The sequence below is a fragment of the Vibrio rotiferianus genome, from assembly GCF_002214395.1.
Lineage (GTDB): Bacteria > Pseudomonadota > Gammaproteobacteria > Enterobacterales > Vibrionaceae > Vibrio > Vibrio rotiferianus.
In genome coordinates, this window is the sequence record NZ_CP018311.1 from 1,691,745 (window position 1) to 1,704,900 (window position 13,156).

10 protein-coding genes are annotated in these 13,156 nt (G+C 41.7%); all 10 read left to right on the forward strand.

Going from position 1 to position 13,156, the window contains the following annotated elements; genetic code table 11:
- The 10 genes from tssK to BSZ04_RS07890 are packed head-to-tail and all read left to right on the forward strand — an operon-like array spanning position 1 to position 13,154.
- Positions 1–1,326: a type VI secretion system baseplate subunit TssK gene (tssK, locus tag BSZ04_RS07845; RefSeq protein ID WP_269456887.1), complete on the forward strand. Its 1,326-nt coding sequence runs from the start codon at positions 1–3 to the stop codon at positions 1,324–1,326.
- An 11-nt stretch (positions 1,327–1,337) separates the two neighbouring features.
- Positions 1,338–2,624 carry a type VI secretion system protein TssL, long form gene (gene tssL / locus BSZ04_RS07850; RefSeq protein ID WP_088880087.1) on the forward strand — a complete coding sequence of 429 codons (1,287 nt, stop codon included), beginning with the start codon at positions 1,338–1,340 and terminating at the stop codon, positions 2,622–2,624.
- A gap of 17 nt (positions 2,625–2,641) precedes the next feature.
- Positions 2,642–6,160 (forward strand): type VI secretion system membrane subunit TssM, encoded by a 3,519-nt coding sequence (gene tssM, locus BSZ04_RS07855; protein WP_088880088.1) that lies wholly within the window; start codon positions 2,642–2,644, stop codon positions 6,158–6,160.
- Positions 6,142–6,837 carry a type VI secretion system-associated protein TagF gene (tagF, locus tag BSZ04_RS07860; RefSeq protein WP_088880089.1) on the forward strand — a complete coding sequence of 232 codons (696 nt, stop codon included), beginning with the start codon at positions 6,142–6,144 and terminating at the stop codon, positions 6,835–6,837. Before tssM ends, tagF begins: the two co-directional genes overlap by 19 nt.
- Positions 6,838–6,841: 4 nt before the next feature.
- A complete protein-coding gene (locus BSZ04_RS07865; protein ID WP_088880090.1) occupies positions 6,842–7,633 on the forward strand; it encodes a PP2C family protein-serine/threonine phosphatase in 792 nt (263 codons plus the stop codon).
- Positions 7,630–8,760 carry a type VI secretion system protein TssA gene (tssA, locus tag BSZ04_RS07870; RefSeq protein ID WP_088880091.1) on the forward strand — a complete coding sequence of 377 codons (1,131 nt, stop codon included), beginning with the start codon at positions 7,630–7,632 and terminating at the stop codon, positions 8,758–8,760. The genes BSZ04_RS07865 and tssA overlap by 4 nt, the downstream gene beginning before the upstream one ends.
- Before the next feature lie 12 nt (positions 8,761–8,772).
- Positions 8,773–9,297, forward strand: a complete 525-nt coding sequence (tssB, locus tag BSZ04_RS07875; RefSeq protein ID WP_088880092.1) for a type VI secretion system contractile sheath small subunit — start codon at positions 8,773–8,775, stop codon at positions 9,295–9,297.
- Entirely contained in the window at positions 9,297–10,790 is a 1,494-nt protein-coding gene (gene tssC, locus BSZ04_RS07880; protein WP_010452260.1) for a type VI secretion system contractile sheath large subunit, read from the forward strand. The genes tssB and tssC (BSZ04_RS07880) overlap by 1 nt, the downstream gene beginning before the upstream one ends.
- A gap of 53 nt (positions 10,791–10,843) precedes the next feature.
- Positions 10,844–12,349 (forward strand): type VI secretion system contractile sheath large subunit, encoded by a 1,506-nt coding sequence (gene tssC, locus BSZ04_RS07885; protein WP_088880093.1) that lies wholly within the window; start codon positions 10,844–10,846, stop codon positions 12,347–12,349.
- A 10-nt stretch (positions 12,350–12,359) separates the two neighbouring features.
- Positions 12,360–13,154, forward strand: a complete 795-nt coding sequence (locus tag BSZ04_RS07890; protein ID WP_088880094.1) for a type VI secretion system accessory protein TagJ — start codon at positions 12,360–12,362, stop codon at positions 13,152–13,154.
- Positions 13,155–13,156 lie beyond the last annotated feature (2 nt).

Consider the following 13,156-nt stretch of genomic DNA (forward strand, 5'->3'; position numbering starts at 1 on the left):
ATGACTGAATACTCTTTAACTGCATGGTGTGAGGGGATGTTTTTGCGTCCCCAACACTTTCAACAGCAAGATAGGGCTTTAACCTCTGAATTTAGGGATTTAGCAAAGTACATATCTCCTTATTACTGGGGAATATGGAACTTACATTTGTCAGAAGCAGCCTTGAAAGACGGACAAGTAAGAATCGATTCTTTGACTGCCATTTTTCCAGATATGACGGTAATAGACTGTCCAAACAAACACAAATCTCCTAAGCCAGTCTCTATAGATAGAGGTGTGGAGAATACGTTGATAAAAATTGTACTGCCGGAATTAAACTGTCAAGAAAAGAGTGTAAGTCCTGATAATGTTGAGGAGATTAAACGGTTTTCTCTTGATGATGTCGAACTTATCGACTCGAATACTGGTTTAGATGAAGAAACTATCCAAGTAAAAACGTTTAATATCGAACTCAAGTGTTCTAATGAAAAATTAGCGGGTTATGTAGAGATTCCACTTTGTCGAATAAAGGAAGTGACGCTCGAAGGAGAAGTTGTTTTAGATGAGGATTTCATTCCACCTAGTTTGAATGTGAAGAAGAACTCACAGCTTACAGAGTGTTTAGACAACGTTACAGCAATGACAAAGATCCGAGCTGACTCAATTTCTCAGAGGTTAGGTCAAGGTAAGGCTGCGTCAGCCTCTGCGGTTGATTTCATTATGCTGCAGATGTTGAACAAATATGAAGCTAAATTTCGCCATATAAAAGAGTTAGATCACATCACTCCAGTCGATTTTTCAATGTTGTTACAAAGTTATCTTGGAGAGTTGGCGACATTTTCAAATAAGTCCAAACGTTTACCTAGCGTTGAGCAATATGACCATTTAGAACTGGGCTGTTTCTTCCAATCTTTAAACCAAACAATAAGCCAATACCTAAGTGTTGTCTTGGATCAGACCGCGACTAAACTGCCATTAGAGTCAAGGCAATATGGGATACACGTTGCGCCTCTTCCGGATAAAAAGTTGCTCGAAAGCTGTCAGTTCGTACTAGCAGTTAAAGCGGACATTAATACTGAAGAAATTCGACGCCTTGTTCCTGGACAATTGAAATTTGGTGCAGTGGAGCAAATTCGTGATCTTATCAACAACCAAATTAACGGTATCTCTGTTGCGCCTCTATCGGTTGTTCCTCGTCAAATCGCTTACCAAACTGGCTATGTTTACTTTGAAGTCATAAAGAAAGGACATTTTTGGACACGACTCAGTGAAAGTGGTGGTATGGCGTTACATCTGTCAGGTAACTTTCCCAACGCTGCATTAGAGCTTTGGTGTATCAGTCAATAAGAGTGACACGAATGGAACAAACAATAGTCAAGCCGAGCCCTGGTCGAAAGAAACCACCGACAACGAAAGAGGTATCATCGGATAGTACGATAGTACTTAGCTCAAATGCTGAACATATTAACAATGACAGTATCGTTGCTTATGGTAGCAACCCAGTTCTCGCGGAAGCTAATGGGATCTTGTCTATAGTGGCTCAGATCCGAGCCACGGCGACTCATTCGGATATTCACCACTTAAAGGAGTCACTAGCTCAAAAGTTACGTGACTATGAGAATCGTCTGCGTCAACAGGAAGTAAGTCTAGAAACGATAGATATTGCTCGTTATAGCCTCTGCTGCGTTATTGATGAGGCTGTATTAAATACGAATTGGGGCGGGCAATCTGCATGGAGTCATGATTCTTTATTGTCATCTTTTTACTCGTCTTCAAAGGGAGGAGAGGCATTTTATGAGAATCTGAAAAAATGTATGGATACCGCAGAAAGTAACCTTGATTTGCTAGAGCTAATGTTTGTATGTATGTCTCTTGGCTTTGTCGGGCAGTACCGTTTAGAGCAAAATGGCCTAGAGTCTCACAGGAGGCTACGAAAACAAGTTACTTCCATACTTAAAAATTTTGGCCGTTGTAACAACATCGAATGGGCTTACGACCCAACCGAAAGTGTCACAAGTGGTTCTCAATCAGCAGAGAGTGCACCTATATGGGTATTATGCTCTGTAACAGTCGCAATTCTGGTATGTGTTTTTATGTACTTTAACCATGCTCTCAACTCGGCGTCGAACAAGACTTTCTCAAACCTGATGAACCTTGTTTCTAAAGACCAATCAATTATTTCTACATCTACGATTATCAACACTAAGCCAATTGCGGAAAAATTCTCAGTCTATCTTGCGACTGAAATTGAGAAAGGCATCGTATCCGTAGATTCGTTGCAGGATAGAGTTAGGATCACCATTAAAGCTCAAGATTTATTTGAATCTGGAAGTGCTGAACTTGTTGAGTATATTGACCCGATCATTTTTAAGATTGGCCAGACTTTGGAGTCTGTCGAAGGGAAAATAGTGATTACCGGACACACGGACGATAAACCGATATTTACTAGCAAATTTCCATCCAATTGGCATCTATCGCTTGCAAGAGCGACAGCACTAACAGACAGACTTTTAGATAGCGGCGCTTTGAAGAGTAGGGTAATTCCTGAAGGCGTAGGTGATGCGAGACCTTTGGTGGAAAATGACAGTGAATCAAACAGGTCAATAAACCGTCGTATTGAAATTGATTTGTTATTAACCAAATAACTATTGGGATCATTAAAATGAATATGAAAGACATTGGCAGGTTTTTTTCCCAAAGGTGGCTTATTAGCCTGATAGGAGTTTTTGCCTTCTCAATCTTTATTTGGTTTGTTGGCCCGCTTATTAGTATTTCATCTTATGAGCCGTTAAAGACTGACTTTCAACGGTTAATCACTATTCTTACTGTTGTTCTAGTATGGGCGTTAGTTTCTATATTGAAACAACATAGGCAAAAAGCTCAGGATGATGCAAGTATTCAAAACCTGTTAGAAGTAGACAGTCAGTTTGATAAAGAGGCTGCATCGGAAATTGCTCTAATGCGCGATAAAATAGAGCAAGCGGTAAAGATAGCAACTCACAGTCATAAAGGAAAGAGAAGCCTATACAGGCTACCTTGGTACGTACTAATTGGACCTCCGGGAACAGGTAAAACCACGGTTCTCAAACAATCTGGATTAGAATTTCCTTTAGCCAGTACTATGGGGGCTGAATCAGTAGCGGGCATAGGTGGTACTAGGCATTGTGATTGGTGGTTTGCAAACAAGGCCGTTCTTATAGATACAGCTGGTCGATATACCACGCAGGACAGTCAGGCTGCGGTTGATTCTAAGGCATGGCACGGCTTTCTCGGACTACTCAAAAAGTATCGAACACAGCGGCCAATCAACGGTGCAATTGTTACTGTGAGTTTGGCAAGTGTGATGTCGCAGACACGAACAGAGAGAAGTTTGCATGCTCGTGCAATTAAATCTCGCTTGCAAGAACTTAAAAATCAGCTGGGAATGCAGTTTCCGATTTATGTGTTACTAACAAAAGCAGATCTTGTGGCGGGATTCAGTGAATTTTTTGCTGATGTCACAAAGGAAGAGCGTGACGAACTGTTGGGGTTTATGTTTCCAACGGAAGTTATTGATGAGCGCGGTTCTATTGGATTGTTTAATAAAGAGTTCTATGGGTTATTAGAGCGTTTAGATAAGAGAATGCTTCGTATTTTAGAAACAGAGGATGACTTAGATAAACGCGCATTGGTATTCGAGTTCCCAAAACAGTTAAGGATGATGCAAGCGAATTTAGATGAATTTTTGTCAGAAATTTTCGCTCAGAACAGCTTTGAAGAACCAGCCATGATCCGTGGTATTTTTATTGTAAGCTCCGTTCAAGAGGGGGCACCTGTAGACCGACTAATGCATGAATCTGCAAGTGGCTTAGGGTTAAATCGGTTAACACTAAAAATGACTAAGCGAGCATCACATAGCTATTTCGTAAGAGGTCTGTTTGAAAAGGTCATTTTTAAGGAGCAATGGCTAGGTAGTGTTAATAAACACTATCAAAAACAGAATCGATGGCTCAGAAAGGGGGTGCTTGTCGGTTGTTTAAGCCTATTAGTATGTGCGTCGTTATTATGGTTTTTTAGCTATCGCTGGAATATTGATCTTATTAAAGAAGTTAATCAACAAACCCGTGATATTGAGGTGATGATTAATGCTGAAGGACTCGATTTTGATAAAGACATCATAAATGCAGTCACAACACTCGACCGAATAATGATGCTTCCACTGGGAGCGGATAACCACTACCCAGATTCACAGCCTTTTAACAAATTGGGTCTGTATCAAGGGGATAAAATTTCTCAGTCAGCCAATCAAGCCTATAAAGATGCACTATCGTTCTACTTTTCAGAGTTGATTTCGAGCGCACTTGTATCTGAGATGGATGACAACAAGCATCATCGCGAGTATTTATATGAAACATTAAAAATATACTTAATGTTATTTGACTCAGATAAGTTTGACATGCAGCAAGTCATGAATTGGTTTGATTTCTATTTTCAACGAGAGTTCCCAGGAGCCCTGAATGAACCACTACGAGAGCGACTAAGTGTTCATACACAACAATTTCTAGTAGCGAGCGAACGAGGACTCAATTTTAATGAAAACTCCGTCAAAGATGCGAGGGATGTATTAACGAAAATGTCGCTCCCAGAAAGGGCTTATCAGCGAATGAAGATGCAATTCTCTAAGAGTCATGTTCCTTCGTTTCGACTCACTGATGTTCTTGGCCCGAAGAGTTTAGAGCAGTTTGAGAGGCGAAGTGGAAAGCCTCTCTCTCAGGGTATTCCAGGCTTTTATACTTACAATGGATTCCATAGCATTTTCCAAATACAACTCGGTCGAACTGTGAAAAGTTTGATGGAGGAAAACTGGGTATATGGTGATGATATAGAAGTAAGGAGCATTGACGAGAATGCTGCCCTTAAAGGGGTTCAACAAAGGTATTATCAGGACTATGTTAATGAGTGGAAGGGACTCGTAGAAGATATTCAACTAAAGCAAGCGCCAACCTTGTCAATGGCAACTGAGCAAGCTCGTGTTTTAAGTGGTGTCGAAAGGCCGATAGAGTCTTTGTTACGAGCCATTCAAAAAGAAGTTGGCCTAACTAAAGTGACGTTGACTCAAAACCAAAAAGCAGCGTCAGAGGTTACGGCTAAAGTTGCCAAGGTCAAGTTTTCGAATACTGCAGATAAGTTAGATCTTTATTTACCCGATGAAAGTGAATTCGCCGTATCACTGCCAGGAAAGGAGGTAGAAATACACTTTGCTGATATTCTGCATTTAAGTGAGAAAGACTATAGCGACATCCAAGATGCTATGTTGAATCTAAGATCTTACCTCACTGATTTGTCTAGCTCGGGAAATAATCAAAAAATAGCATATAAAAGTATACTGGACGGCACTCTTACTCAAGAAGTAGCGTCTTCATTTTCTGCAGCGAAGGCCGTATTGCCTAAACCATTTAATAAATGGTTGGGTGAGCTTTCCCAAGAATCCGTCAAGTTTGCAGAGTCGGGCTCCAAGGATCACCTCAACAGACTTTGGCAAACCAGAGTCGTCAAAGCATACAACCAAACTATTGCAGGAAGATACCCTTTTAAACCCAGTGCTGACAAAGAAGTTCGCTTGAAAGATTTTAAGCGCTTCTTCGGATACGGCGGTACTTTGGATGCTTTTTTTCAAGAGTACCTAGAACCATTTGTTGATACTACTCAGGGGCGTTGGAAGTTTGAAAAAGAGATTGGAGTGAAAACACAAACGTTACTTGTCTTTCAACGAGCTCAAAAAATTAGACAATCATTCTTTGAATTAGATAACTCGTTAAAAGTCGATTTTGGAATGAAACCTGTTTATCTAGATCAGCATATAACAAGGTTTGTATTAGAACTTGGTAAGCAAGACTTAGTTTATAAACATGGGCCAGCAAGAGCGAGAGACCTCACGTGGCCATCGAAGACGGCGCAAACGAGGATTGTATTCACACCACCGGACTCGAAGCGTGAGATATCACACACTTATGAAGGTGAATGGGGCATCTTTAAGCTACTGGACCAATCTTTGAAAGCAAGACCGGAGTCAAGAAAAGACAACATTGTCATGATTGATTTGAAAGGAAATAAGGTGCAACTCGAATTGATTCCCAAAAGTGCTTTTAATCCATTTTGGTCCAACGATATGGAGAGGTTTAGATGTCCACAAACCTTATAACCGAAAGTTGGGGCTATATTGGTAAAATTCCTTCTAAAGGGGATTTTATCAAGGAAGGATTACCATCTGAGTTTGTTTCACAGTTTCATGATTGGCAACAAGCCGTGTTAGCGGTGAGCAAAGAGCAGTTGAATGAGACTTGGGTTGAGCTATTTCTTAATGCTCCAATTTGGCACTTTGCCTTAGACCAAAATTATATTGGAGATGCTACTTATATCGGCACTTTGATTCCGAGTGTCGATGCCGCTGGACGTTATTTTCACTTTTCTGTAGTTAGGCCGGTTCGCGGCCGGGCTATTGATTACTGGGAAAGCCGGGATTGGACTCAAACGACAGAACGCTTGGCCCTTGAGGTATTAGGTGATGAGTTTCAATTTGATAAGTGGCATCACAATTTAAAAGAAACAGGTGAAGGTTTAGAAAGCATAGAGCCAACTAGCTATATCGCAGAGTTGTTAGATCCGAGTACCGCGAATGCCGTGTTTAGATTTTCGGAGTTGTTCGGTCAACGAGTTTTGCTAAACCACATGCTCGCCACAGTGGGAAATCATCCGTGTTTTTGGTGGACTGAGGGGTCACAAGCTGTGGAGTCCTCGATGGTTATTACAAGTGGCTTGCCTTCAATTGGCCAGTTTTCAGCGATGCTTGATGGAAACTGGAAACAGTGGGGATGGTAGTAGAGTGAATTGGAATTATTTTACATTTGCGAAGAGCCACGCCGGCAAGGTAAGACCATACAACGAAGATGCTTTATTGGATATGACCGAAAAAAGAGTCTGGGTTGTTGCTGACGGAATGGGTGGACACTGCGCTGGTGATATCGCAAGCCAGATGTTAGTTGATCATATTGAGCGTCGAATTATTGATGACGATGTAAGCAGTATTGATGATTTGAGAGTCACAATACAACAAGCAAACGCGGCTATATATCAATACGCACAATCGGAACTGGATGGGGCAACAATGGGAACAACTTTGACATTGTTATTCATCAATGATGGTTACTTTCATTGCCTGTGGGTTGGAGATAGCCGAATCTATCAACTCAGGAACAATATTTTTACTCAGAAAACTCGTGATCATAGCCAAGTAATGGATTTGGTTGACCAAGGTTTACTAGCGTTGGAGGATGCAGAATCACACCCGCTAGCGAATGTAATCACTAGAGCAATTGGTGTTGATGAATATGTCACTATTGATCAGGTTTCAGGTCAACTTTTGGACGGTGACCAATTTTTGTTATGCAGTGATGGCTTAACGAAAGAACTTAGTGACCAAGAGATTAAAGCTACGCTACAAGCTGATACGGTGAGTCAAGCTGGGCTAGCGTTATTGCATTCGGCTTTGGTGAGAGGGGCGAGTGATAACGTCACTTGTACGATCGTAAAAGCGCGTAGCGATAAAGTCGAGTTGGAAGTCGATGGTAACAATGATGCGACGATTCCTGTCTTTATGAATGGAGGCTCTAGATGAGTACCAACTCTCATTTGTTTGATTGGTATGAGGCTGCATTGGAGCCAATTAAGGGTAGTTTGGCTACCGGAATTGATCCCAGAGAAGATGTTTCCCCGCAGTCCGCATACTATCGATTAAAAGATCAACGTATGCTTGCCCGAAATGAAGAGCGTAATGCAATCATCGAAGAAGAATCCATATTGCTCCATAGCGGGTTATGGCGAGTATTCTTGGAAGAGGTGCCTGATGTCTTGTCAAACCAAGCCAAAGACCTTGAGTTTGTCGCTTGGCTAATAGAAGCACTGACTCGATTGTATGGGTTTAGAGGGATGGGTATCGGCTATGAGCTAGCAACCGGGTTGGTAGATACTTACTGGGATGATATCTATCCCATGCCTGATGAAGATGGGATGGAAACGCGTATCTCCTCGCTAATTGGTCTAAATGGGATTGAGTCAGAAGGCACGCTAATATTTCCAATTGCTTCTATACCTTTAACTGAAATGGGCATTGATCAGGCATTTGCCTATTGGGAGTATCAACAGGCCATAGACTTAGAACGATTAGATGAAGATAAGCGTCGTTATAAGGTTGATGGGGGAGCGATTGAACTGGCTAAGATTCTTGAAACGGTAAAAACGACCTCTGATGAGTTTTATATCGATTTAATAGCCGACCTCGAGTATGCAATTGCTTCATTTAGTAAATTTTCTGAAACGTTAGATAAAGCTGTTGGTGATGTAACACCTAGCTCTTACATATATCAAAAGTTAGATTCAATACTCTCGGCACTTAAGCATGTGCTTGGGGGGCGTTACCCAAGCCAAAGGGGAAAGGCAGAAACCATCAACGATGAGCTTGAACAAGATTATGTTCCAGAAGAGATTATTTCTCAGGTCGACTCAACAGAGCTGTTAGCAACCAATATGCGCTCGAGAGAGCAGGCAATCAATCAGTTACAGAATGTCGCGGATTTTTTCCGTGAAACGGAACCTCACTCACCAGTTTCTTACACCATCGAGCAAGTGATTCGTTGGTGTGGAATGCCTCTGCCAGATTTATTGGCGGAACTAATTTCCGATGGGGATGCAAAAAACAGCTATTTCCGTCAGGTTGGCATAGCAAATCAAAACAATGAAGGATAAAGGGAGAACGGTATGACGAGTATCCACTCGAAACTATCACGAGTAAGGAAGCCTCGTGTTCACATTACCTATGATGTTGAAACAGAAGGCGCAACGCTTAAAAAAGAGCTTCCTTTTGTTGTAGGCGTGATGGGGGACTTTGCTGGACAGAACACTTCGGAGTTAAAGCCTCTTAAAGATCGCCGATTTATTCAAATTGACCGAGATAATTTTGATGATGTGCTAAAGAAAATGAGTCCATCTGTTCGGTTCAAGGTTGCGAATAAGTTAGCGAATGACGACTCGGAATTCGCAGTAGATTTGAGTTTTAATTCGATGCAAGACTTTGAACCCGCGGCAATTGTTAATCAAGTTTATCCCTTGCGTAAGCTAATGGAAACAAGAAATAAATTGAGAGATCTGATGACCAAAGTCGATCGATCTGAAGAGTTGGAAAATATCCTCGAAGATGTTCTGAATAATACCGACAACCTTACGAAGTTGGCAGGAGAGCTAAAACTTGGTAAGCAGGAACCAAGTAAAGAGGGGGCTGAATAATGAGTACTGAACTTGAAAAGCAACTCGATCCAACAGTAGAAGAGCAGTCTTACTCATTTTTGGAGCAAGCGATTGGAGCAACTAAGCAAACGGAAGCTTCTCGTGCAGAAGAGTTGATTAAAACTCTTACTGAAGAAGCTATGAAAGGTACCGTCTCGTGGAATAAAAACCTAACAGTTACTTTTCGTGAAGCAATAACTCTACTAGACAAGCAGATTTCGGAGCAGTTATCTGAAGTCATGCACCACCCGGAATTACAGAAGTTAGAGGGTTCTTGGCGTGGGTTAAACTATCTAGTGATGAACTCAGAGACAAGCTCTTCATTGAAAATTAGAATGATGAGTACAACCAAGAAAGAGTTGCACAAAGATTTGAGTAAAGCGGTTGAGTTTGACCAAAGCCAGATCTTTAAAAAAGTCTATGAGTCAGAGTTTGGTAGTGCAGGCGGCGAACCATATGGCGCTCTTATCGGTGACTATGAGTTTACAAATCATCCGGAAGATATCGAAACACTTCGTCTAATGTCGAACGTAGCGGCTTCTGGCTTTTCTCCATTCCTTTCCGCAGCATCACCTGCTTTATTTGGTTTCGATGAATGGACTGAGCTCTCTAAGCCTCGTGATCTTGAGAAAGTCTTTGAATCACTTGAGTATACTCAGTGGCGCTCTTTTAGAGAAAGTGCGGATTCACGCTTTGTAAGTTTGACCATGCCAAAAGTACTTGCTCGATTACCATATGGCGAAGCAACATCACCCGTTGAAGAGTTTGGTTTTGAAGAGTTTGATGTAGATGCGGTTTCAGGCGTCGCCGTCAATGCGGACCACAATGATTACTGTTGGATGAACTCTTCATATGTGTTGGGTGCAAAATTGACAGATGCATTTTCAAAATACGGTTTCTGCACCGCGATTCGAGGCGCTGAAGGCGGTGGGCGTGTTGAAAATCTACCAACTCACTTCTTTATGAGTGACGATGGTGATCCGGACATGAAGTGTCCAACTGAAATTGGTATTACTGATAGGCGCGAAGCGGAGCTAGGTAAGCTTGGGTTTTTACCACTGTGTCACTACAAGAATACCAATTATGCTGTTTTCTTTGGCGCTCAAACCTGTCAAAAACCTGCTAAGTATGACTCACCGGATGCAACAGCAAATGCTGCTATCTCAGCTCGACTACCTTATATGATGGCAACTTCACGTTTTGCACATTACTTAAAAGTGATGGCGCGAGACAAGATAGGTAGTTTCATGGAAGCTGAAGATGTTGAATCATGGCTAAATCGATGGATCCTCAGTTATGTCAATGCGTCCGAAGGCGGTGGGCAAGAGATCCGTGCAAAATACCCTCTAGCGGATGCTCGTGTACAAGTGAAAGAGATTCCTGGAGCACCAGGTTCATACAATGCGGTCGCTTGGTTAAAGCCATGGCTACAAATGGAAGAGCTAACGACCTCTTTACGTTTAGTCGCTAAAATTCCCCAATCAGGTGGATAACTAGCCTAGTGCGCCACAAGCTCTACTAATAATCGAAGAGTACTTATTAGGTCATGAATACGAAATCTGGATTGAATTTTGTTGAACCGACTCAGTTAAAACACGAGTTTGTCGACAGTGGTCATGCAGAACTAGACAGCTATTGGTTTTCTAATTTTTTAGATTCATCTGATTCAATACTCTCGGCACGAATGTGGTTGGAAGGGTCAAAATCTGAGAGCTTGGAAATGTTTCGTCATAGCCTAATGAGTACTATCAATCATATCGATGAGCTATTACAAAATCAGTTGAATGAAATTATTCATCATCCAACATTTCAAAAGCTAGAGCGCACTTGGATTGGAACGCAATATCTTTGCGAGCAGATAGACAAGCAATCTGTAGATACGGTGAAGATAAAGGTAATGGCTGCAACTTGGGATGAGATTAGTAAAGATTCACTGAAAGCAATTGAATTCGATCAATCTGCACTTTTCAAATTGATTTACCAAAATGAATACTCCATGCCGGGAGGTGAGCCTTTTGGTGTAGTGATCGGGGACTATGAGCTTGGAAACAATGCCAGTAAGTTCGATAAAGATATCTCGGTGGTTCGTAAGATCTCTCAAAGTGCGGCTGCCGCGTTTAGCCCGTTCATTTTCTCGGCTTCGCCAGAGATATTTGGTGTCGACAGGTTTTGTGAGTTGTCATCGATAAAAGAGTTTTCATCTCAGTTTGAGCAAATTGAATATTTAAAGTGGCGAGAACTTAGAAATTCTGATGACTCTAAGTTTATAGGGATGACAGCTCCCAATGTTTTGTTCCGTTTACCCTATCAGCCGGATGGTTCGAGAGGTGAGCATTTCGTCTTCGAAGAACGTGTAAAGCTTTCAGACAAAGAGCTTTTATGGGGAAGTGGGGCGTATTGCTTTGCTGCAGTTGCGATCCGAGCATACCAAGAGCATGGCTGGTTTACTCATATTAGGGGAGTTAAGCAAGGGGACTATAGCCAGGGTTTGGTTGTTGCTCCAGCACGTTCGAAACTGAAGTTAGACGCCAAAAACTACCGCGAGCGTTGTCCGTTAAATTTAAAGTTATCTGAAAAGAAAGAGCAAGTGCTTTCAGATTGTGGCTTTATTCCAATTTCTCCTGTAGCTGAAACAGATATGGTTGGGTTGATGTCCAATGTCTCCATTTATCAATCTACAAAATACCAAGACAAAACAGTTGAAGCGAACGACAAGTTAACTTCCATGCTGCAGTATACCTTGTGTGTATCACGAATTGCTCATTACATTAAAGTGATGGGGAGAGATAAAGTTGGTAGTTACCAAGATGCGAGTGCAATTGAGAGAGATTTTCAAAAGTGGTTGCACCAATACACAACAGCCTCTGATGAAGCATCAGATGAATTAAGGGCAAAGTACCCTTTAAATGAAGCTCAAATAAGAGTGCGTGAAAAACGAGACAGCCCGGGACACTACTATTCAATTGTCCATCTAAGACCTCATTTTCAGTTAGACCAAATGGTCTCAAGTATTAAATTAATAACAGAGTTATCACCAGAACACTCTGCATAAGGAAAAAAAGATGCAATGGAAAGATCTATTAGCACAATCAGAACTAGACTCTGCTTTGAATGTGATCACCGATAATATTAAAGGTGAACCAAAAGATGCAAACCTTCGCAGCGTGTTTATAGAGTTATTGTGCATCAAGGGCGATTATGAGCGCGCAGATGAGCAGTTGATGCAGTCGATAAAGCTATTTCCAGAATACCTAGCTGGCGCTAGCCAACTAAGACACCTTGTGAAAGCCGCGCAGGCACGTGCGGATTTTGCTTTCGGAGCCGCGTCGGCGCAAATCCTTGGAAAAAATGAGCAAATGACTAAGTCTCAGGTTGATTTAAACCTTGCTTTTACTAGCTCCAATTTTGAGCAAGCCCTAGCACTATCTCGGAAGCTTGAATCAGACAGAACCATTGAACCATTTGTAGTCAATGGTACTGAAACATTAGATGTTAGAGATATTGATGACCGACTAGGTGGCTATCTAGAACTTTTCTCAAGTAAAGGGAATTACTTCCTAGTTCCCCTTAGTAGTGTTGTGTATTTAGAGTTGAGACCCGCCCAAACAATCCTAGAAAACATTTGGCGACCAATAGAATTTGATATTGAAGGATTAGGTGAAGGGGAAGCTCATATGCCTTTAACCTATATTGACTCTGAGAGTAATGCTCAGAAACTCGGACGGGAAACAGATTGGAAACCGTTTGGGGAAAAAGTTTTTCTTGGTCAGGGGCAAAAATGTTGGCTAGTCGGTGATGATTCGTTACCAATCTGCAATCTAACTACTCTGGAGCGTCAGGTTGAGGTACCACAGTAGAA

Excerpts from the sequence above, each read along its gene's own strand:
- tagF (WP_088880089.1), top strand. The coding sequence starts at position 6,142 with ATGTCCACAAACCTTATAACCGAAAGTTGGGGCTATATTGGTAAAATT.
- BSZ04_RS07890 (WP_088880094.1), top strand. The coding sequence starts at position 12,360 with ATGCAATGGAAAGATCTATTAGCACAATCAGAACTAGACTCTGCTTTG.
- tssC (WP_088880093.1), top strand. The coding sequence starts at position 10,844 with ATGAATACGAAATCTGGATTGAATTTTGTTGAACCGACTCAGTTAAAA.
- tssA (WP_088880091.1), top strand. The coding sequence starts at position 7,630 with ATGAGTACCAACTCTCATTTGTTTGATTGGTATGAGGCTGCATTGGAG.
- tssL (WP_088880087.1), top strand. The coding sequence starts at position 1,338 with ATGGAACAAACAATAGTCAAGCCGAGCCCTGGTCGAAAGAAACCACCG.
- tssM (WP_088880088.1), top strand. The coding sequence starts at position 2,642 with ATGAATATGAAAGACATTGGCAGGTTTTTTTCCCAAAGGTGGCTTATT.
- tssB (WP_088880092.1), top strand. The coding sequence starts at position 8,773 with ATGACGAGTATCCACTCGAAACTATCACGAGTAAGGAAGCCTCGTGTT.
- tssC (WP_010452260.1), top strand. The coding sequence starts at position 9,297 with ATGAGTACTGAACTTGAAAAGCAACTCGATCCAACAGTAGAAGAGCAG.
- tssK (WP_269456887.1), top strand. The coding sequence starts at position 1 with ATGACTGAATACTCTTTAACTGCATGGTGTGAGGGGATGTTTTTGCGT.